The sequence below is a fragment of the Streptomyces sp. BK79 genome (genome assembly GCF_044142145.1).
In the GTDB taxonomy this organism is placed as follows: domain Bacteria; phylum Actinomycetota; class Actinomycetes; order Streptomycetales; family Streptomycetaceae; genus Streptomyces.
Genome location: NZ_JBHVOC010000005.1, coordinates 40864 through 61474 on the forward strand (window position 1 = coordinate 40864; position 20611 = coordinate 61474).

Here is a 20611-nt window from a genome sequence, read left to right on the forward strand (position 1 = left end):
GCATTCACTGCCCATCCGTACCTCCCCGCACACCAGCACGGGAGGTGAACGGACGTGTCCGTCCTCACGTTCTCCCCGGTCGGCGGTCAGGTCCCGCGCAGGTCGCTGACCCGGCGGAGCTTGCCCAGCGAGCGCTCCAGCGTGTCCGGGGCGACGACCTCCACCTCCACGGTGACGCCCACGCCGTCCTTGACGCCCCGCGCGATCGCCCGGGCGGCGGCGTCCCGCTGCTCGGGGCCGGCGTCGGGGCGGGCCTCCACCCGCACGGTCATGTGGTCCATGCGGCCGCGCTCGGTGAGCCGGATCTGGAAGTGCGGCGCGACGCCCGGCGTCCGCAGCACGACCTCCTCGATCTGGGTGGGGAAGACGTTCACCCCGCGCAGGATGATCATGTCGTCGCAGCGGCCGGTGACCTTCGCCATCCGGCGGAAGGCGGGCCGCGCGGTGCCCGGCAGCAGCCGGGACAGGTCCCGCGTGCGGTAGCGGACGACCGGGAGCGCCTCCTTGGTGAGCGAGGTGAAGACGATCTCGCCCTCCTCGCCCTCGGCCAGCACGGCGTCCGTGAGCGGGTCGACCACCTCGGGGTAGAAGTGGTCCTCCCACACGTGCAGTCCGTCCTTGGTCTCGACGCACTCCTGGGCCACGCCGGGGCCGATCACCTCGGACAGGCCGTATATGTCGACGGCGTGGATGTCCATGCGCTCCTCGATCTCGCGGCGCATCTCCTCGGTCCACGGCTCGGCGCCGAAGATGCCGACCTTCAGGGAGGTGGAACGCGGATCGACGCCCTGCCGCTCGAACTCGTCGAGCAGGGTGAGCATGTAGGACGGGGTCACCATGATGATCTCGGGCCGGAAGTCCTGGATGATCTGCACCTGCCGGGCCGTCATGCCGCCGGAGGCGGGGATCACCGTGCACCCGGCGCGCTCGGCACCGTAGTGCGCGCCCAGGCCGCCGGTGAACAGGCCGTAGCCGTAGGAGATGTGCACCTTGTGGCCGGGCCGGCCGCCCGCGGCCCGGATCGAACGGGCGACGACGTCCGCCCACATGGACAGGTCGCCGTCCGTGTAACCGACCACCGTGGCCCGCCCGGTGGTGCCGCTGGAGGCGTGCACCCGCCGTACGTCGGCCATCGGGACGGCGAACATGCCGAAGGGGTAGGTGTCCCGCAGATCCGCCTTCGTGGTGAAGGGGAACCTGGACAGGTCCGCCAGGCTCCGGCAGTCGTCCGGCCTCACCCCCGCGGCGTCGAACTTCTTCCGGTACAGCTCCACGTTGTCGTAGGCGTGCCGCAGGGTCGCGCGCAGCCGGTCGAGCTGGAGCCGCGCCAGCTCCTGGCGGGACAGCCGCTCGGCGCTGTCCAGCAGGTCGTGGGGGAGGGGTTCGCCCCGGCGGGGCGCGGGGGCCGCCCCGGTCGTCGGCTCGCTGCTCATCGCGACTCCTTCGTCGTCGTACCCTGCGTCCCGCGCGCGGTGGTGTCCCGCACGCTGCGGCTGCGTCCGCGGAACTCGGCGATCACCTCTTCGCCGCGCCGCACGGTCACGTCGTAGACGCCGCTGCGGCCGAACCGGGCGCGCTCCTCGGCCCGCGCCACGAGCACGTCGCCCTCGCGGGCCGGGGCGACGAACACGATGTCGGCGCCGGCCGCGACGGTCACGGGGCCGTGGCTGTTGCAGGCGCAGGCGAAGGCGGTGTCGGCGAGCAGGAACAGGTAGCCGCCGTGGGCGATCCGGTGCCCGTTCACCATCGCCGGGGTGACGGTCATGCGGACCGCGGCGGTCCCCTCGCCGTGCTCGACCAGTTCGATGCCCAGCCGGCGGGACGCCTCGTCCGCGGTGAACATGACCTCCGTGGGCGTCGGCTCCGTGGCCTGTGACACCTGTCCCACCACCCTGTCTCCCGACCGACCATTCGGTTAGCGTGCGGCAGGGCCCAGTAATCCAGTCGCGCGGCCGGCCTGTCAAGGGTGCGGGCGGCCGGGCGCCCGGGTCTTGCCCGGCGCCGGGAAAGGCGTCACACTGGTACCGAACGAATGGTCGGTTGGGAAGCTGGTGACGATGACCACGACAGACACCGCCGAGGCGCCGCCCCCGGAGGACCTCCAGGAGCAGTTCGACGCGACGATCGCCCGCGACCAGCGCGTCGAGCCGCGCGACTGGATGCCGGAGGGTTACCGGAAGACGCTCATCCGGCAGATCGCCCAGCACGCGCACTCGGAGATCATCGGCATGCAGCCGGAGGGTGAGTGGATCACCCGCGCGCCGTCGCTGCGCCGCAAGGCGATCCTGTTCGCCAAGGTCCAGGACGAGGCCGGCCACGGGCTGTACCTGTACTCGGCGGCCGAGACCCTCGGCGCGGACCGCGCGGACCTCACCGAGCGGCTGATCGAGGGACGCCAGAAGTACTCGTCGATCTTCAACTACCCGACGCTGAGCTTCGCCGACGTCGGCGTGATCGGCTGGTTCGTGGACGGCGCGGCGATCTGCAACCAGGTCCCCCTGTGCCGCAGTTCCTACGGGCCCTACGCCCGCTCCATGGTGCGCATCTGCAAGGAGGAGTCGTTCCACCAGCGGCAGGGCTACGAGCTGCTGATGACGATGATGCGCGGCACCGCCGCCCAGCGCGCGATGGTCCAGGACGCGGTGAACCGCTGGTGGTGGCCGTCCCTGATGATGTTCGGCCCGCCCGACGACGCCTCGCCCAACTCCGCGCGGTCGATGGCCTGGAAGATCAAGCGCCACAGCAACGACGAACTGCGCCGCCGCTTCGTCGACATGACCGTCCCGCAGGCCGAGAAGCTCGGCGTCACCCTGCCCGACCCCGACCTGCGCTGGAACGAGGAGACCGGGCACCACGACTTCGGCACCCCCGACTGGGACGAGCTGACGCGGGTCATCCAGGGCGACGGCCCGTGCAACGAGCAGCGGATCGAGCGGCGGCGCACCGCCCACGAGGAGGGCGCCTGGGTGCGCGAGGCGGCCACCGCCCACGCCGCCAAGCAGGCAGCCCGTGCGAAGAAGGGAGCGGCGGCATGAGCGCCGAGAAGCAGGGCTGGCCGCTGTACGAGGTCTTCGTGCGCGGCAAGCGCGGCCTCAACCACGTCCACGTCGGTTCGCTGCACGCCGCCGACGACGCGATGGCCCTCACCCACGCCCGCGACCTCTACACCCGGCGCAACGAGGGCGTGAGCATCTGGGTCGTGCGCTCCGAGCACATCGCCGCCTCCACCCGCGACGAGAAGGACCCCTTCTTCGCCCCCAGCGCCGACAAGGTGTACCGCCACCCGACCTTCTACGACATCCCCGACGACGTCCCTCACATCTAGGAGCAGGGCATGAGTGACGACCACGTCTACCTGACCCTGGCCGAGGGGCACGACGACGACACCCGCTGGGCCTACGGCACCGGCTTCGAGGACCCGCTGCACGGCGTGGACACCACCGTGCCCGACGGCGTCGACGCCGGTGAACTGGCCGCAGCCTGCGTGGCGCTCGCCGACGACGCCCTGATCGCGGCGCAGCGCCTCGCCGAGTGGGTCACCCGCGCGCCGGAGCTGGAGGAGGAGGTGGCGCTGGCCAACATCGGCCTCGACCTCCTCGGCCAGGCCCGTCTCCTCTACTCCCGGGCCGGTCAGGCCGACGGCACCGGCCGGGACGAGGACGCCTACGCCTACTTCCGGGACGCCGCCGACTTCCGCAACGTCCGCCTGGCGGAACTGCCCCGCGACGACTTCGCGTTCGAGATCGTCAGGCTGCTGGTGCTGTCGAGCTGGCGCCTGGCCCACTTCCAGCGGCTGGCGGACCACCCGGACCCGGTCCTCGCGGCGGTCGCGGCCAAGGGCGTCAAGGAGCTGACGTACCACCGGCAGTACGCCGCCGAGTGGGCCGTGCGCCTGGGGGACGGGACGGACGAGTCGCACCGCAGGATGCGCGCGGCGCTGGAGCGGGTCGCCCCGTACCTCGGCGAACTGCACACCGCGTACGACGCACGGGACGAGGTCGCCGACGACCTGCGCCAGGTCACCGAGGCGGCCGGACTGACCCTGCCGGTGTACCGTCCGCTGTCCGGGTCCGGCCGCGCCGGCGAGCACACCGGGCATCTGGCGCCGCTCCTCGCGGAGTTGCAGGGCGTCGCCCGCGCGCACCCGGACGCGACATGGTGACCGGCGGCCTCGCGGCTCTGGACGCCCACCGCGCCCGGCACGTCGCCGAGCAGGTGCCCGACCCCGAGCTGCCCATGCTGACCCTCGCCGACCTCGGCGTGCTGCGCGGTGTCGAGGTGACCGGGGACGGCACGGTGGTCGCGCGTCTCACCCCCACCTACTCGGGATGCCCGGCCATGGCCGAGATGCGGGCGGACGTCGCCGCGCGACTGCGGGCGGCGGGGTACGCGCGCGTGGAGATCCGCACGGTTCTCGACCCGCCCTGGACCAGTGACTGGATCACCGAGTCCGGCCGCCGCAAGCTCACCGAGCACGGCATCGCCCCGCCGGGTGCCGCACCCCGCGGCCCGGTCCCGCTCGTGCTGTCGCCCACCCGGCCCGCGGTGCCCTGCCCCCGCTGCGGCTCGGCGGACACCGAGGAGACCTCCCGCTTCGCCGCCACGTCCTGCAAGGCGCTGTGGCGCTGCCGGGCCTGCCGCGAGCCGTTCGAGTACGTCAAGGAGATCTGATGGCCCCGACCGCCCCCGCCTCGGCGACCACGTCCGGCCCGGCGCGGCCGGCGCGCACCCGGCGCCGTCCCGCCTTCCACCGCCTGCGCGTCGCCGCCGTCGAACGGCTGTGCGCGGACGCGGCGGCCGTGAGCTTCGAGATCCCGGACGCGCTGGCCGAGGAGTTCGCCTTCGCCCCCGGCCAGTCGCTCACCCTGCGGCGCGAGGTCGACGGCCGGGACGAGCGCCGCTCGTACTCGATCTGCGCGCCGGCCGGCGCGGCCCTGCGCATCGGTGTGCGGGTGGTGCCGGGCGGTCTGTTCTCGTCGTGGCTGGTGAACGAGGTGCGTGCGGGCGACACCGTCGAGGTGATGGCGCCCACCGGCTTCTTCACGCCCGACCTGACCGCTCCGGGGCACCACGTGCTGATCGCGGCCGGCTCCGGCATCACCCCGATGGTGTCCATCGCCGAGTCGGTGCTCGCCGCCGACGACCGCTCGGCCGTCACCCTCTTCTACGGCAACCGCCGCACCGACACGGTGATGTTCGCCGACGAGCTGGCCGACCTCAAGGACCTGCACCCGACCCGCTTCCACCTGGCGCACGTGCTCTCCCGCGAGCCCCGGGAGGCCGAGGTCCTCTCCGGCCGCCTGGACGCGGAACGGCTCTCGGCGCTGGTCGGAGCCCTGGTGGACGTGCGGAGCGCGGACCACTGGTGGCTGTGCGGCCCGCAGGGCATGGTCGCCGACGCCCAACAGGTCCTGGCCGGCCTCGGCGTCCCGGCGGACCGCGTCCACCGGGAGCTGTTCTTCGCCGACGACGAGCCCGTGCGGGAGGTCCACCACGAGGAGGCCGGCCCGCGGGGGCCCGTCAGCGAGGTCACCGTCACCCTGGACGGCCGCTCCACCACCGCCGCGCTCTCCCGGGAGCGGACCATCCTCGACGGGGCCCAGCAGACCCGGCCCGACCTGCCCTTCGCCTGCAAGGGCGGCGTCTGCGGCACCTGCCGGGCCCAGGTCACCGAGGGCCGCGCGGACATGCGCCGCAACTTCGCCCTGGAGGCGGCCGAGGTGGACGCCGGATACGTGCTGACCTGTCAGTCGTACCCGGTCTCGGAGAAGCTGACGGTGGACTACGACAGCTGAGGCGACGTCACCCCGCCTCCGGCGCGGGGCTCAGGCGGGGTTGTCGCGTGGCCCGTCAAGGGACCGCGCGGCCGACTGTCCGGGGACCGGCCTCCAGCGGTCCACTTCCGCCAGCACCGCCCGGATGACGTGGCGGGCGTTGCCGGCCATCGCGGGGTTGGTCCGCCAGTAGTGCGGGAGCGCGATCACCGCCTGGGAGAGCGTGCGCCCCCGGCCGCGCCGCCAGGTGGCGTCGTCCACGCCGAGCGCCTCGCGGAAGACCGCACGCCCCTCGGGCGGCAGCAGGTTCCACGCAGGGAAGAGGTCGCAGGCCGGATCGCCCACCCCCGTGCACCCGAAGTCGATCACCGCGGACAGCCGGCCCCCGTCCACCAGCAGATTGCCCGGCATCAGGTCGGCGTGCAGCCACACCGGCGGACCGTCCCACGCCGGGGCCCGCAGCGCGTCCTCCCACACGGCGGTCAGCGCGTCGCAGTCGACCCGTTCCCCGGGCAGGTCCCGCAACCGCCCGAGGGCGTCCCGGGTCTCCGCGTCGAGGGTGGAAAGCGGCCCGCCGCGATGGGCGACCGGCGCACCGGGCAGGGCGACCTCGCGCATCGCGGCCACGAACCCGGCCAGATCCCGGGCGAGCGGCACGGGTTCGGCCAGGGCACCGGCCTCCGGGATCCGGCCGGGCAGCCAGCGGTACACCGACCACGGCCACGGATACCCCTCGGCGGGCTCCCCCTCCCCGAGCACCTCGGGGATCGCGACGGGCAGCCGGGACGACAGACGCGGCAACCACACCCGCTCCGTCGGCACGTCACCGGCCCCGCCCTCGATCAGGGGCAGCCGTACGACCATGTCGTCGCCCAGCCGGTACATCGCGTTGACCGTGCCGCCGGACGGGAAGCGGACGAGCGGCAGGTCCGCCCACCGCGGGAACCGTCCGGCGACCAGGCGCCGTACCAGGCGGTCGTCGACGGAGTGTGTGTCGGGACGCGTCGGACCTGAACCCATGGGCCCCATCCGACCTTTCGCCGCCGACGCACGTCAACCGCATTCCCGAGGGGGCGGCGGGCCCGAGGGGTCAGACGCCGAACTCGGTCGGGGACAGGCCGAGCGCGGTGCAGGCCTCCCGGATCGCGTACTGCTCGGACGCCTCGAACACCCCGTCGGCCCCGGCGACGACCATGCCGGTCTGGACGACGGCCCGGGCCTCCGCGGGCTTCTTGGCGGCCTTCGCGATCACCTGGAGGGCCTCGCTCCGGCCCAGCTCGAAGTTGCCGATGAGCTTGTCCACGTGCTGGTTGAACAGCTGACGGAGCTGGTCCGCGGGGAAGTTCTGCAGAACCTCGTTGGAGACGATCAGCTCCTCGACGCGCTGCCGCTCCGCGGGCTCCACGCGTCCGTCGGCCGCGGCGACCAGCGCGCACATGGCCATGCTGGCGTCCCGGTAGGCGCCGCTCTTCAGCTCGGTCTTGACCGACGCGAGCTGGGTCTTGAACAGGCCGATCAACTGGGCCTTGGAGCCGCCCGAGGAGGACGAGCCCGGCCGGCCGGACCCCTGCTGTCCCAGCGGCGCCTGCCCGGGGCCGCTCGCTCCCCGAGTGCCCTGGGACTGCTGGAAGGTCTTGGCCTGGTCCTTGATCTTGTCCCACATCGCCACTCGTGCCACCTCGGCTTCTGTTGCTGCTGCGTATCCGTCTTGGTTCTCGGCAGCGGTTTCCCGCCGCACCACCTTGAACGCGCCCGGGAGCCAGGGGGTTCCCGGAAGGCAAAGGCAGGGCAAAGTGTCGCACGCGGACGGCGTAGTAGGCTGCGCGACCAGGAAACGCCGGTCGGCGAGTCGACCCGGCGGGGGAGGGTGTCACACGTGGCTCGGCTGAAGGCGTCATCGGCCGCGAAGCCCTGCGCACCGCCCCGGTCCCCCTCCGCGCGGCGCACCGTGTGGTCGCGGGAGGTCGGCTGGTTCGCCGCGATCGGCGTCGTGTCGACCGTCGGACAGGCCCTCCTGTACTGGGCGCTGCGCCTGTGGTGGCCCCCGGTCGCGGCCAACCTGGTCTCCCTGCTGGTGCTCACCGTGCTGAACACCGAGGCGAACCGGCGGCTGACATTCCGGCAGGCCGGCGCGGGACCGGTCCGCGCCCACCTGGGAGCCGGCGGCCTCTTCCTGCTCGGTTACCTCGTCACGTCCGGCGCGGTGCTGGCGTTCACCCACGCGCGGCCCGGCGCGTCCGCGGCCGCCGAGACCGTGGTCCTCGCCGCCACGTCGGTCGCCGTCACCGTCGTACGCTTCGTCGTCCTGCGGCTGGCCGTCTTCCGCGGGCCCGGGAACCGGCGCGGCTGATCCGCGCGCCCCGGCGCGATCGATGCCCGCGGAGTTTGGCGCCTCGACGTCGGGACACGCGAGAACCGGGCGTCGCCGAACGGCGGCGCCGACCGCGTACTCGACCGTGTGGAGGCCAGTGATGGTGGAGAGGAACGCAGCGGGTGGCGACCCGCTCGACCGCCCGGCGATGCCCCAGGAGGAGGCGGAACTGTCTCCGCCCTACCGTTTCCAGCGGCAGCAGCGCCCCGGCCTCGAGGAGCGGATGGAGGTGCGCCCGCGCTACCTCGCCCCCCACTACCGGGGGTCCGGGAAGCTCGCCGGGAAGGTGGCGCTCATCACCGGGGGCGATTCCGGGATCGGCCGTTCCGTGGCCGTGCTCTACGCCCGTGAGGGAGCCGACGTCGCCATCGTGTACCTGCCGGAGGAGCAGAGCGACGCCGAGGAGACGAGGAAGGCGGTCGAGAAGGAGGGCCGCTCCTGCCTGCTGCTGCCCGGCGACCTGTGCGAGCCGGCCTTCTGCGCGGACGTCGTCGAACGCACCGTCGCCGAAATGGGCGGCCTGAACGTCCTGGTGAGCAACGCCGCCTACCTCAACAGCCAGAACAGCCTGGCCGACCTGACCGCCGAGGACTTCGACCGGGTCTTCAAGACCAATGTCTACGCCTACTTCCACCTGGTCATGGCCGCCCTGCCGCACCTCTCCCACGGCGACGCGATCATCGCCACCGCGTCCGAGGAGGCGCTCAAGGGCAGCGAGATGATGATGGACTACGCCGCCTCCAAGGCCGCCCTGGTCGTCTTCACCAAGTCCATCGCCTCCCACCTCGCCGAGCGCGGCGTCCGCGCCAACGTCGTCTCCCCGGGCCCCACCTGGACGGTGCTCAACCTCGCGGGGCAGCGGTTCCCGGACGACTACCTGACCGACCTGGGCAGTTCGGCTCCCATGGGGCGCGTCGCCCAGCCGGAGGAGGTGGCTCCGGCGTACGTGTACCTGGCCTCCGACGCGGACTCCAGCTTCACGGTCGGTGAGGTCATCGCCGTGACGGGCGGTCTGACGGACACCCGCTGAACGTGGACGCCGGACCACCCGGTCAGCCCCGTGCGGCCTGGTCCAGGAGCCCTTGCAGGTACAGGCCGCGCCCGGCGTCGACCGCGGTCGGCGTGCCGGTGCGGACGGCCGTCGCGAACTCGTGGCGCAGGACGGGCCAGCACTCCTCGTGGTCGATGCCGGCCGTGTCGTAGACCACGGGCTGGGCGGAGCCGAAGAGTTCGACGCGGGTGAGCGTGCGCGGGACGGCCACGGAGCCGGAGAGCGAGGCCTGGCTCACGGCGCCGTTCTCGTGCTCGCAGGTCAGTTCCACCCAGCGGCGCGGGTCGCCGGTGGCGCGGACGCCGGTGACGGGGCCGACGGCGGCGTCCAGCAGGTCGAGCAGATGCGGGCCGAGGTCGAGCAGGGCGCCGTGCTCCAGGCGCCAGCCGGTGGCGAACTCGCCGCCGAGGAAGGCGCCGTGGAGGTAGCAGGCGCGGGCCCCGGCCACGTCGACGGCGCGCGCGGCCTCCAGGAAGGCCCGGGTGGCCGGGTGGTAGCGCTTGGTCAGCACGAGCTGGGAGACCACACCGGCCTCGGCGACCGCGTCGGCCACACGGCGGGCGGCGGCCAGATCCGGACCGAGCGGCTTCTCCAGCAGCAGCGCCTTGCCGCGCTTCGCCGCCAGCGGTGCCAGTTCGGCCTGGACGGCGGGCGGCACGGCGAAGGCCACGGCCTCGCACTGGTCCAGCAACTCCTCGAAGCGGGTGGCGACCTGGGCGGCGTAGGGCGCGGCGGTCTCGCGGGCGGCCTCCGTGCGGCGCGCCCAGACGGCGGCGAGCCGGGTCTCGGGCCCGGCGGCGAGCACCCGGGCGTGCATGGTCCGGGCCCAGGGCCCGGCGCCCACGAGCCCGACCTCGACGGGCCGTTCGGTCCAGGGGGCGGGGGCAGCGGTCACGGTGTTCCTGTCTTCCTGGCGCTGGGCGTGGGTCGCTCGGCGGTACGGCGGGAGAGGCGGCGCGGTCACGGCGCGAGGCGGTCGAGCCGGGCGTCGGCGCCCGCGGGGGAGTAGAGGTGCTCCACGACCATGGCGGCGGCCCCGACGAGCCCCGCGTGGTCGCCGAGCCGGGAGGTGACGACCTGGAGGTTGGCCGTGGCGCGGGGCATGGCGCGCTGGTAGACCAGCTCGCGCACCCCGGTCAGGAAGGGCACCCCGGACAGTTCCCCGGCGATCATGAGGACGCCGGGGTTCAGCAGGGTGACGACGGTGACCAGGACCTCGCCCACCCGCCGTCCGGCCTCCCGGGCCAGCCGTACGGCGTCGGGGTGGCCCTCGTTGAGCAGGTGCCGTACGTCCCGTCCGGAGGCGGTGTCCAGTCCCAGGGCGGACAGTTCCCTCGCGATCGCCCGCCCGCTGGCTACGGCCGCCAGGCAGCCGTGGGAGCCGCACATGCACAGCGCGTCGGACCGGTCGTGCAGCCGGATGTGCCCGATGTCGCCGGCCCCGCCGTCGATGCCCCGGTAGAGGCTGTCGCCGATGACGACGCCGGCGCCGATGCCGGTGGAGACCTTCAGCAGCACGAAGGACGCGCAGTCGCGGTGGTTGGCCTGGTGCTCGGCCAGCGCCATCAGGTTGGCGTCGTTGTCCACGAGCACCGGAACGGCGCCGGCCTCCGCGTCCAGCCCCATCCGGGCCGCGTACGCCTTCTGGAGCCGCTCCCGGATGGGATACCGGTCCCAGCCCGGCATGATGGGCGGCTCGATCACCCGCCCGGTCTCCCAGTCGACGGGACCGGGCACCGACAGCCCGATGCCCACCACGTGGGACGCCGGGACGCCGGCCGCCGCGACCAGGTCCGGGAACCAGTCCGCCAGCCGGTCCAGGACGTGGTCGGGGCCGTCGGCGACGTCCATCGGACCGGTGTGCTCGGCCAGGATGGTGCCCGCGAGGTCGAGGACGGCGGCGCGGGCGTGCCGGGTCTCCAGGTCGAGGGCGACGACCGAGCCGTGGGACGGGTCGAACGCGATCCGGTGGGAGGGGCGGCCCCCGGTGGACTCGCCCGTGGTGTGGCGCAGCCACCCGGCACGGTTGAGCAGGTCCAGGCGCTGCCCGACGGTGGACCGGGACAGTCCGGTCGCCTCCTGGAGGTCGGCCCGGGTGGTGGCGCGGCCGCTGCGGATCAGCTGGAGCAGCGCCCCCGCGCTGGCCTGACTCGACGTCGTCATGGTGTCCCCCACAGCTCAGCTCTTGTCGGCGCCGCTGGTCAGGCCCTCGGTGAGAAGGCGCTCGGCGGCGAAGAACAGAAGTACCACGGGGATCGTCAGCACCACCGAACCGGCCATGAGGACGGTCTTGGGCACCTCGATGCCGTTGGAGAGCTGGGCCAGGCCCAGGGACACCGTCCACTTGTCGGGGTCGGCGGCCAGGAACAGCAGCGCGAACAGGAACTCGTTCCAGGCGATCATGAAGACGTACAGGCCGGTCGCCATCAGGGAAGGCAGGGCCAGCGGCAGGATCACCTTGCGCACGGTCTGGAGCCTGGAGCACCCGTCGAGCGCCGCCGCCTCCTCGATCGAGGCGGGGATGGTGACCAGGTAGTTCTTCAGCATGTAGATCGACACCGGCACGGTCTGCGCGACGTAGACCACGGCGAGGCCGACCAGGCTGGAGGACAGGCCGATCCTCGCGAAGATGACGAACAGCGGGACGGCCAGCAGCGTCGCCGGGAACATGTAGACGGCCAGGAAGAGCGCGCTGACCTGGCGGTGGCCGAAGAACTTCAGCCGGCTGACGGCGTAGGCGCCGGGTACCGCGGCGACGAGGGTCAGCGCGACCGTGCCGAGGGAGACCAGCGCCGAGTTGACCAGGAACTGCAGGAAGCCCTGGCCGCCGTCGTCGGCGGAGCGCAGTACGTCCCGGTAGGTGGAGAGGGTGAAGTCCTTCGCCGAGATCCACAGGGAGCCCGGGTCCAGCAGGAGCGCGTCGATGGGCTTCAGCGACAGCAGCACCATGTAGTAGAAGGGCAGGAGGGTGATCACGGCGAGGAACGCGATGACGATCCAGCGCGCGACGCCGAAGAACCTCTCCTCGAACCGGGCCCGGCTCAGGGCCGCCTTGCGCGTCACGCTTCCTCCTGGACCTTGTTGCCGAAGAACTTGAAGTAGAGGCCGAGCAGGACCGACAGCACGAGGGCCAGGACGAGGGCCTGGGCTGCCGCGGCTCCCACGTCGTAGCGGGCGGTGAGGAAGTCGTAGACGCGCACGGCGGCCACGTCGGTGCCGGCGCCGCCCCCGGTGAGCAGGTAGACGTCGTCGAACTTGTTGAACGTCATGATGAACCGCAGGACGCACAACAGGGCGATCACTGGCATCAGCTGGGGCAGCAGGACGTGCCGGAAGCGCTGGGTGAGGGTCGCGCCGTCGACGAGGGCGGCCTCCTCCAGGGTGTCGGGCACCGCCTGGAGCCGGGCCAGGATGAACAGGAACGCGAAGGGGAAGTAGCGCCAGCACTCGAAGACGATGACGGTCAGCAGCGCCAGCGGGACGTCGAAGTGCAGGCCCAGCAGGCTCACCTCGTACTCCCGGGTCGACAGGAAGGCGATCGGGTCGTCCCAGCCGAACAGCCGCCGTCCCCAGTCGTTGACCACGCCGTACTGCGGGCTGAGCGCGACCTCCCAGACGAAGGCCACGGCGACGACGGGCGCGACGTACGGCAGCAGCATCGCGGCGCGCAGCAGCCCGCGTCCCTTGAACGGCCGGCGCAGCGCGAGCGCGGCGACCAGGCCGAGGGCGACCGAGCCGAGCGTGGAGCCGGCCGTGTAGAGCAGGGTGGTGCCCAGACTGGACCAGAAGCCGGCCGAGTCGAGGACCTGCGCGAAGTTGTCCAGGGACCAGTTGCCGAACAGGCCCATGCCCTGGATGTCGACGAGTTTCGCCTTCTGGAAGGCCAGCAGCACGGTCCAGGCGATGGGCAGCACGACCACCACGAGGACCACGAGGAAGGTGGGCGAGACGAACGCGAGGCCCGCGCGGTTGGCACGTCGGCTCGCGGTCATCGGGCGGCGGCCCGGTGCGGCGGACCGGTCGGTGGACCGGGGGCTGGTGTCCCGGCGCTGCGGCGCGCCGGCTGGGGCTGTTGTCATGGGGGACCTTCGTGACGTGCAGGCGGGCGGCTACTGGAGGGACTTCTTCAGGGCGTCGACCTCTTCGTCGGCGTCGCGCGCCGCCTCGGCCGGGGAACTCTGGCCGCTGGTCATCGCGCCGACGGCCTTCGGGACGGGCAGTTCGCCGTTGGTGGCGCCGACCAGGGCTCCCTCGCCCTGGCCGATGCCCCAGCGGCGCATGTCGCCGACGCCGTCGGCGAGCTGGTCGAGCAGGCTCTCGGGGAAGACCTCGTCGAGGGGCTTGCGGGTGTCGACGCCGATGTCGCTGTGGCGCCAGGCGTCGAGGTAGCGCTCGGGGTCGGCGGCCGTTCCCTTGCGGACGGGGATCTTGCCCTCGGGGGCCATGCCGAACCAGGACTCGTAGCCGGTGCCCATCATGTACTCGATGAACTCGCGGGACGCCGCCGTCTCGGCCGTCTTGGTGGTCACCCAGGACGTGATCTCGCCGAACTGGGCGGCCTCCCGGGCGTCGGGGCCCTTCATCGCGGTGACGATGCCGCTGTTGTCCGCGAGGTACCGGGCGTCCTTCGCGCACTGGGGGCAGCTGGGCAGGGCGTCCTTGCGCAGGCCGGCGAGTTCGTCGAGCAGGAACGAGGACCAGATGACCATCGAGGACCGGCCCGCGAAGTAGGTGGCGCGGGTGGAGTCCACGGTCTGGGTGCCCGGGGCGCCGTAGGCGCGGGCCAGCTGGTCGTAGGTGTGGAAGGCGGCCTCGCACCGCGGGGAGTCGAGGGCGACCTCGTGCCGGTCGTCGACGAGTTGGCAGTCGTTGGCGAGGGCGAGGCTCTCGAAGCTCTGCGAGGTGAAGACGTCGCTGGGGTCGGTGGCCGCCGAGATGCCGTCGTTGCCCTTGGTGGTCAGCGCCTCGGCGGCGGCGAGCGTCTTCGCGTACGTGTCCGGGGCCGCGAGGCCCTTCTGCTCGAACTGGTCCTTGCGGTAGACCAGCAGCTGGAGCCAGGCGTCGGAGGGCACCCCGAGGGTGGTGGCGCCGTCGGAGGTCAGGTTCAGCGCGTTGGCGTCGAAGGTGTCGCGCCCGAGCCCCTCGACGATCCGTTCCGGGATGTCGGTGTTCAGCAGCCCGTTGCTGTACATCTGCCAGACCTGGCCCATGGGTGCCGCGCCGATGACGTCCGGCAGCGTGCCCGAGGCCGCCGCCGACATGATGAGCTGCGGCATCTGTCCCTCGTCGACCCCGACGAGGTTGACCTTGATCCCGCTCGCCTTCTCGAACCCGTCGATGACCTTCCGCGTCGCGGCGACGCGGTCGGGGAGGTTCTCCTGGGACCAGACCGTGATCTCGCGGTCGGGTGTGCCGGGCCCGGTGCTGCCCGCGCAGCCCGAGAGCAGCCCCATTCCCAGGGCCGCCGTGACGCCGACCGCGGTCGTCCTCGACCGCAGGGTCCTGATGCGCATTGAGTGTCCTCGTTCCGGCTTACGTCTACTCGCCACGCATCACAGCACTACTTTTGCCGGTTGACAAGACATAAGTTGCGGATATTGTCGACGCAACGCATCGCCCCACCGCGTCAGCAGCCGTATCAGCAACCTTCCGGAGCCCTCCGTGTCATCCGTGTCCTCCGTGTCGCCCGTGTCATCCGTGGAGCGCGTCGTCCAGTTCACCGGCCCCCGCCAGGTGGAGGTCGCCGAGCACGTCAGGGCCGAACTGCCGCCCGGCCATCTGCGGGTCCGCACCCGCTACTCGGGCATCTCGGCCGGCACCGAACTCACCGCCTACCGCGGCACCAACCCGTACCTGACCCGCACCTGGGACCCCGAGGCACGCCTCTTCCGCGACGGCGCGCCCGGCATCGAGTACCCGGTGGCCGGATGGGGCTACTCCGAGGTCGGCGAGGTCACCGAGGTCTCACCGGAACTGGCCGGCACGGCGGGCCTGCCGGCCGTCGGCGACCTGGTGTGGGGCATCTGGGGGCACCGCAGCGAGGGCGTCGTCCCCGCCGAGCGGATGATCGGCCACACCCTGCCGAGCGGCCTCGAGCCGCTGGCGGGGGCCTTCGCCCGGGTCGGCGCCATCGCCTACAACGCCGTCCTGGCCGGCGACATCCACCTCGGCGAGGACGTCGCCGTCTTCGGCCAGGGCGTCATCGGCCTGCTCACCACCCGCCTCGCGCAGCTCAGCGGCGCCCGCGTCACCGCCGTCGACGCCCTCGACGGCCGCCTGGAGACCGCCAAGCGCTACGGCGCCCACCGCACCCTCAACGCCCGCACCGACGCCGTCGCCGAACGCGTCCGCGAGGCGACCGGCGGCCTCGGCGCCGACCTCGCCATCGAGATCAGCGGCGCCTACCCCGCCCTGCACGAGGCGCTGCGCTCGGTCGCCGCCGGCGGCCGCGTGGTGGCCTCGGGCTTCTACCAGGGCGACGGCATCGGCCTGCGCCTCGGCGACGAGTTCCACCACAACCGGGTCCAGCTGATCTGCTCCCAGATCGGCGGCGTCCCGCCGCAGTTGTCGAACCGCTGGACCGTCGAGCGCCTCCAGCGGACCTTCCTGCGTCTGGTCGCCGAGGGGCAGGTGGACGTCGACTCGCTGGTGAGCCACGTGATCCCCGTCGCCGACGCCGCGGACGCCTACGTACTGCTGGACGAGCGGCCCGCCGAGGCCCTCCAGGTCGTCCTGGAGTTCTGACCGGATCGGCGAGACCCGAACCCCGAGACCGGATTCTCCGAAAGGCCCCTCATGCTCAAGACCGCCGTCCAGGAACAGCTCCTCCCCGGTGACACCCTCCAGGCCAAGTGGGACTTCGCCCAGCAGGCCGGCTACGACGCGATCGAACTGCGCGGCAAGGGCGACCTGCACTTCGCCTCCCGCCGCGACGAATTGAAGCAGGCCCGCGCGGACGGCGTCGTCATGCCGACCGTCTGCGTCGACATGCTGCACTTCCTCGGCGCCTTCGACGAGGACCTGCGCCGCGACGCCGTCGCCCAGATGAAGTCCCAGCTCACCGTGATCGCCGAGATCGGCGGCACCGGCGCCCAGACCCCCGCCTCGTACGGGATGTTCTCCCGCCGTCTGCCGCCCTTCGAGCCGCCGCGCACCGAGGAGGAGGACCGCGAGGTGCTCCTCGCCGGGCTCACCGAACTCGGTGAGCACGCCCGCAGGGAGGGCGTCACGCTGTTCCTGGAGCCGCTCAACCGCTACGAGGACCACATGGTCAACCGGCTCGACCAGGCCGCCGACCTGATCCGCGCCGTCAGCCTGGACTCGGTCCGGATCGGCATCGACAGCTACCACATGAACATCGAGGAGTCCGACCCGGCCGCCGCGATCCTGGCCCACGCCGACGTCATCGGCCACGCGCAGGTCTCCGACTCCAACCGCTTCCAGCCCGGCGCCGGGCACCTCGACTGGCCCGCCTGGCTCGGCGCCCTGCACACCATCGGCTACGACGGCCACCTCGCCCTGGAGTGCCGCCTCACCGGCGACCCCGCCGAGGCCGTGCGCTCCGTCCCCGGCTTCCTCAAGAGGTCCGGCGCGTGAAGTCCACCCTCGGCCTCCTGGACCGGCCCGCGCCCACCGCGCCCGCGGACCTGACCCTGCGGCGCGGTGCGGCGCGGGTCCTCCTCGACAACTGGACCGGCGCCTCCACCGTCCCCTCCCGCACCCTCTACCCCCACCAGTGGAGCTGGGACTCCGCCTTCGTCGCCATCGGACTGCGCCACCTCTCGGTGCGCCGCGCCCAGCGGGAACTGGAATCCCTGCTGGCCGCGCAGTGGGCGGACGGACGCGTGCCCCACATCGTCTTCAACCCCGCCCTGCCCCACGACGCCTACTTCCCGAGCCCCGACTTCTGGCGGTCCTCCCGGGCCGGCCGCGACTCGGGCGCGCCCTCGGCACCCGAGACCTCCGGCATCGTGCAGCCCCCTGTGCACGCGCTGGCCGCCTGGCTCGTGCACCGCGCCGACCCGGCCGAGTCACGGCGCCGCGGCTTCCTCGCCCGCGTCCACCCCCGGCTCGCCGCCTGGCACGACTACCTGCTCACCCGCCGCGACCTCGGCGGCGGCGGCCTCGCGGCCGTCGTCCACCCCTGGGAACCCGGCATGGACAACAGCCCCTGCTGGGACCGGGCCCTGCAGCGGATCGAGCCCAGCCCGCCCGGCACCTTCCGGCGCGCCGACCTCGACCACGGCCACCCCGCCGACCGGCCCACCGACCTCGACTACGGCCGTTACGTCCGGCTGGCCACCGAGTACCGGGAGGCCGGCTACGACGACCGGGTCGCACCCCACCGGTTCGCCGTGGAGGACCCGGCCTTCAACGCCCTGCTGGCCGTCAGCGAACTGGCCCTGGCCGCCGTGGCCCGCGAGCTGGGCCTGCCGGGGGAGCGGCACACCGAGCGGGCCGCCGCACTCACGAGGGCTCTGGTGGACCGGCTGTGGGACGCGGAGGCCGGCCTGTTCCGCGCGCGCGACCTGCACGACGACACGCCGATCGACGAGGGCAGCGTCAGCGGCCTCGTCCCCCTGCTCGTGCCGCACCTGCCGCAGGACGTCGTCCGGCGTCTGCACGCCACGCTGACCGGGCCGCGGTTCAGCGCCCCGGCCACCCATCTGGTCCCCAGCTACGACCTCACCGGCCACGCCTTCGACACCACCCGGTACTGGCGCGGTCCGGCCTGGTTCAACACCGCCTGGCTGATCGAGCGGGGGCTGCGCGCCCACGGCCTCGCCCAGGACGCCGACCGGCTCCGCGCCGGCTTCCTGACGGAGGCGGGGCGCTCCGGATTCGCCGAGTACGTCGACCCCGCCACCGGCGCGGCCCGCGGCACCCGGCACTTCTCCTGGACCGCCGCGCTCACGCTCGACCTGCTGAGCGCCGACCCGAAGGAGCCCACGCCGTGACCGCGGCCGAACCCCGCGTCCAGCTGGTGCGCGACGCCACCTTCGTCCGCCTCGGCGCCGACGGGGAGATCAGCGGCACCCGCGGCGCGACCCCGGACGGACTCTTCTACCAGGACGCCCGGCACCTCGGTTGCTGGCGGCTCGCCGTCGACGGCACCGCCCCCGTCGCGCTCGTGCCCGCCACCGCTCGGACAGACAGCACGGCGGCCTGCGTCCTGACCCCGGAGGGCACCCGCGACGACCCGCCCGCGTACACCGTCTTCCGTCGGCAGAGCGTCACCGCGGGCACCTTCACCGAACACCTGAGCCTGGTCGGCAACCGCCCCGACCCCGTGACCGCCCGCGTCGACCTCACCGTCGACGCCGACTTCGCCGACCTCTTCGAACTCCGCGCCGACGACCGGCACTACGCCAAGCCCGGCGCGGAGCACGAGAGCCGGGACACGCCCGACGGACTGCTCCTCACCTACCGGCGAGCGGACTGGGAGGCCCGGACGGAGATCGTCTGCCGGCCCGCCCCGGACGCGGTGGGCCCGGCGCCGTCGCAACCCCGGGCCACCGCCCGGACCCTGACCTGGCATCTGCCGCTCGACGCCCACGGCCGGGCCGACCTGCACCTCACCGTCCGCGCCCACCCGCACGGACGGCCCCCGACGGCCCCTGCGGCCGTCACCGGCGCCTCCACCGCTCCGGCCGGCACCCGGCCCGCGCACCCGCGCGACACCGGGACGGCGACCGCGACGGTGACCGCGACGGACGACCTGACCCGCACCGTCGAACGCGGCCTCGCCGACCTCGACCTGCTGACCGTCCCGGTCCCCGGCGTCGACGGCGAGGACGTGCGCGTCCCCGCGGCCGGCATCCCGTGGTTCCTCACCCTGTTCGGCCGCGACTCCCTGCTGACTTCGTACTTCCTGCTGCCGTACCGGCCCGCGACGGCCGCCGCCGTCCTGAGCGCGCTCGCCGCCACCCAGGGCGAACGGTACGACGCCTTCAGCGGCGAGCAGCCCGGCCGCATCGTCCACGAGACCCGGCGCGGCGAACTCGCCCACTTCCGCCAGGTCCCGTACGGCCGCTACTACGGCGCCGTCGACGCCACCCCGCTCTTCCTCGTCCTGCTCCACGCGCACCACGAGACGACCGGCGACCCGTCCGTCGCCGTACGCCTCGAGGAGCACGCCCGCAAGGCCGTCGACTGGATGCTCACCGACGGCGGCCTGGAGAAGCACGGCTACCTCGTGTACACCCCGGACCCCGGCGGTCTGGTCAACCAGAACTGGAAGGACTCCGCGGGCGCCGTCTGCTTCCGTGACGGCACCCAGGCCGAGGGTCCCATCGCGGTCTCGGAGGCGCAGGGCTACGCCTACGACGCCCTCCTGCGCACGGCGGAACTCGCCGACGGCGTCTGGCGGGACGAGCCCTACGCGCGCCGGCTCCGCGAGAGCGCCGCGCGGCTGCGGGAACGCTTCGCCACGGACTTCTGGATGCCGGACGCGGACTTCCCGGCCCTCGCCCTCGACGGCGCCGGACGCCAGGTGGACGCGCTGGCCTCGGACGCCGGGCACCTGCTGTGGTCGGGCATCCTCGACGGGGAGCGCGCCCGCCGGGTGGGGCGGCGGCTGCTGGAGCCGGACTTCTTCTCCGGCTGGGCGATCCGCACCCTCGCCGCCGGCCAGCGCCCGTACCACCCGCTCTCCTACCACCGGGGCAGCGCCTGGCCGCACGACAACGCGGTCATCGCCCTGGGCCTGGCCCGCCAGGGCCTCGCGGCCGAGGTCCGCACCGTCACCGAGGGCCTCGTCGCGGCGGCGGCCCACCACGGGCACCGGCTCCCCGAGGTCATCGCCGGCTACGACCGCTCGGCGACCGCGGGACCGGTCCCGTACCCCCACTCCTGCTCACCGCAGGCCTGGGCGGCCGCCACCCCCCTGGCCCTGCGGACGGCGCTGGACCAGGAAGTCCGGTGACGCGGCGGACCGGCCACCGCGTCGCGGTTCGGTCCGGTCCCGGTCCCCGTTCGGGACGCCGGCGTGGCGCGGGCAGTCCGCGTCGTGCCGCACGCCCAGCGAGGTCCACCACCGCTCGCAGCAGCCGTCCGGCGCCGGGAAGCGGGCGGCGGCGGGCCGGGTGCACTCCGGGCCGTGCACGGCGCCGCCGGTGTGCCGCCAGAAGGCGCAGCACGGCCGCGGCACGGTGAGCGGCGAACACGCCGCCGCTGAGCGCGCCAGGCGCTCGGCGCGCTGTGCCCGTACGACCCGTCGCCGGTGCTCCGTCCGGGCCCGGGCGCCGCACCAGGCGAACACGGCGGCGGCGTACAGCCCGGGTACGGCGAGCCACGGATGGTGCGTGGCGGCGTACAGGGCGCAGAAGACGAGGAGAACGGCGGCGGCACGGCACGCACGGGCGGTGCGCAGGCTCGGCGTCACGGGTACTCCCGGTGGTCGGAGTGGGGCTCGGG

The 20611-nt window shown here is 73.3% G+C and carries 21 protein-coding genes; 11 read left to right on the plus strand and 10 right to left on the minus strand.

The window, feature by feature from the left end; translation table 11 throughout:
• Positions 1–86: 86 nt before the first annotated feature.
• Both paaK and paaI read right to left on the minus strand, forming a co-directional pair.
• A complete protein-coding gene (paaK, locus tag ACFIF2_RS07390; RefSeq protein WP_395571707.1) occupies positions 87–1433 on the minus strand; it encodes a phenylacetate--CoA ligase PaaK in 1347 nt (448 codons plus the stop codon).
• Complete coding sequence (paaI, locus tag ACFIF2_RS07395) at positions 1430–1879, minus strand: hydroxyphenylacetyl-CoA thioesterase PaaI (protein WP_395571943.1); 450 nt, start codon at positions 1877–1879, stop codon at positions 1430–1432. Before paaI ends, paaK begins: the two co-directional genes overlap by 4 nt.
• A 178-nt stretch (positions 1880–2057) precedes the next feature.
• On the opposite strand from paaI, the gene paaA reads away from it, so the two are divergent.
• The 5 genes from paaA to paaE are packed head-to-tail and all read left to right on the plus strand — an operon-like array spanning position 2058 to position 5795.
• Positions 2058–3035 carry a 1,2-phenylacetyl-CoA epoxidase subunit PaaA gene (paaA, locus tag ACFIF2_RS07400; RefSeq protein ID WP_395571708.1) on the plus strand — a complete coding sequence of 326 codons (978 nt, stop codon included), beginning with the start codon at positions 2058–2060 and terminating at the stop codon, positions 3033–3035.
• Positions 3032–3325, plus strand: coding sequence for a 1,2-phenylacetyl-CoA epoxidase subunit PaaB (gene paaB, locus ACFIF2_RS07405; protein WP_279562929.1), 294 nt, complete (start codon positions 3032–3034; stop codon positions 3323–3325). The genes paaA and paaB overlap by 4 nt, the downstream gene beginning before the upstream one ends.
• A gap of 9 nt (positions 3326–3334) precedes the next feature.
• Positions 3335–4162, plus strand: a complete 828-nt coding sequence (paaC, locus tag ACFIF2_RS07410; RefSeq protein WP_395571709.1) for a 1,2-phenylacetyl-CoA epoxidase subunit PaaC — start codon at positions 3335–3337, stop codon at positions 4160–4162.
• Positions 4156–4671: a 1,2-phenylacetyl-CoA epoxidase subunit PaaD gene (gene paaD / locus ACFIF2_RS07415; protein WP_395571710.1), complete on the plus strand. Its 516-nt coding sequence runs from the start codon at positions 4156–4158 to the stop codon at positions 4669–4671. Before paaC ends, paaD begins: the two co-directional genes overlap by 7 nt.
• Positions 4671–5795, plus strand: a complete 1125-nt coding sequence (gene paaE / locus ACFIF2_RS07420; RefSeq protein WP_395571711.1) for a 1,2-phenylacetyl-CoA epoxidase subunit PaaE — start codon at positions 4671–4673, stop codon at positions 5793–5795. Before paaD ends, paaE begins: the two co-directional genes overlap by 1 nt.
• 30 nt (positions 5796–5825) lie before the next feature.
• Here paaE and ACFIF2_RS07425 read toward each other — a convergent pair whose 3' ends face one another.
• Positions 5826–6794: an aminoglycoside phosphotransferase family protein gene (locus ACFIF2_RS07425; protein WP_395571712.1), complete on the minus strand. Its 969-nt coding sequence runs from the start codon at positions 6792–6794 to the stop codon at positions 5826–5828.
• Positions 6795–6864: 70 nt separating this feature from the next.
• Complete coding sequence (locus ACFIF2_RS07430) at positions 6865–7443, minus strand: tellurite resistance TerB family protein (protein ID WP_395571944.1); 579 nt, start codon at positions 7441–7443, stop codon at positions 6865–6867.
• 207 nt (positions 7444–7650) lie between these two features.
• On the opposite strand from ACFIF2_RS07430, the gene ACFIF2_RS07435 reads away from it, so the two are divergent.
• A complete protein-coding gene (locus tag ACFIF2_RS07435; protein ID WP_395571713.1) occupies positions 7651–8124 on the plus strand; it encodes a GtrA family protein in 474 nt (157 codons plus the stop codon).
• Between the two features lie 169 nt (positions 8125–8293).
• Positions 8294–9175 carry an SDR family oxidoreductase gene (locus ACFIF2_RS07440; RefSeq protein WP_395571945.1) on the plus strand — a complete coding sequence of 294 codons (882 nt, stop codon included), beginning with the start codon at positions 8294–8296 and terminating at the stop codon, positions 9173–9175.
• A gap of 22 nt (positions 9176–9197) precedes the next feature.
• On the opposite strand, the gene ACFIF2_RS07445 is transcribed toward ACFIF2_RS07440, so the two are convergent.
• From ACFIF2_RS07445 to ACFIF2_RS07465, 5 genes are all read right to left on the minus strand, one after another.
• Positions 9198–10091 (minus strand): Gfo/Idh/MocA family protein, encoded by an 894-nt coding sequence (locus ACFIF2_RS07445; protein ID WP_395571714.1) that lies wholly within the window; start codon positions 10089–10091, stop codon positions 9198–9200.
• Positions 10092–10156: 65 nt separating this feature from the next.
• Positions 10157–11359: an ROK family protein gene (locus ACFIF2_RS07450; protein ID WP_395571715.1), complete on the minus strand. Its 1203-nt coding sequence runs from the start codon at positions 11357–11359 to the stop codon at positions 10157–10159.
• A 15-nt stretch (positions 11360–11374) separates the two neighbouring features.
• Entirely contained in the window at positions 11375–12259 is an 885-nt protein-coding gene (locus ACFIF2_RS07455) for a carbohydrate ABC transporter permease (RefSeq protein WP_395571716.1), read from the minus strand.
• Positions 12256–13275 carry a carbohydrate ABC transporter permease gene (locus ACFIF2_RS07460; protein ID WP_395571717.1) on the minus strand — a complete coding sequence of 340 codons (1020 nt, stop codon included), beginning with the start codon at positions 13273–13275 and terminating at the stop codon, positions 12256–12258. Before ACFIF2_RS07460 ends, ACFIF2_RS07455 begins: the two co-directional genes overlap by 4 nt.
• Before the next feature lie 30 nt (positions 13276–13305).
• On the minus strand, positions 13306–14709 hold the full coding sequence (locus ACFIF2_RS07465; protein ID WP_395571718.1) for an ABC transporter substrate-binding protein: 1404 nt from the start codon (positions 14707–14709) through the stop codon (positions 13306–13308).
• 184 nt (positions 14710–14893) lie between these two features.
• On the opposite strand from ACFIF2_RS07465, the gene ACFIF2_RS07470 reads away from it, so the two are divergent.
• The 4 genes from ACFIF2_RS07470 to ACFIF2_RS07485 are packed head-to-tail and all read left to right on the plus strand — an operon-like array spanning position 14894 to position 20120.
• Positions 14894–15940 (plus strand): zinc-binding alcohol dehydrogenase, encoded by a 1047-nt coding sequence (locus ACFIF2_RS07470; protein WP_395571946.1) that lies wholly within the window; start codon positions 14894–14896, stop codon positions 15938–15940.
• Positions 15941–15991: 51 nt separating this feature from the next.
• Positions 15992–16792 carry a sugar phosphate isomerase/epimerase family protein gene (locus ACFIF2_RS07475; protein WP_395571719.1) on the plus strand — a complete coding sequence of 267 codons (801 nt, stop codon included), beginning with the start codon at positions 15992–15994 and terminating at the stop codon, positions 16790–16792.
• Complete coding sequence (locus ACFIF2_RS07480) at positions 16789–18153, plus strand: MGH1-like glycoside hydrolase domain-containing protein (RefSeq protein ID WP_395571720.1); 1365 nt, start codon at positions 16789–16791, stop codon at positions 18151–18153. The genes ACFIF2_RS07475 and ACFIF2_RS07480 overlap by 4 nt, the downstream gene beginning before the upstream one ends.
• Positions 18150–20120 (plus strand): glycogen debranching N-terminal domain-containing protein, encoded by a 1971-nt coding sequence (locus ACFIF2_RS07485; protein WP_395571721.1) that lies wholly within the window; start codon positions 18150–18152, stop codon positions 20118–20120. Before ACFIF2_RS07480 ends, ACFIF2_RS07485 begins: the two co-directional genes overlap by 4 nt.
• On the opposite strand, the gene ACFIF2_RS07490 is transcribed toward ACFIF2_RS07485, so the two are convergent.
• Positions 20052–20579, minus strand: coding sequence for a hypothetical protein (locus ACFIF2_RS07490; RefSeq protein ID WP_395571722.1), 528 nt, complete (start codon positions 20577–20579; stop codon positions 20052–20054). The two genes, ACFIF2_RS07485 and ACFIF2_RS07490, sit on opposite strands and share 69 nt — an antisense overlap.
• Between the last annotated feature and the right edge of the window lie 32 nt (positions 20580–20611).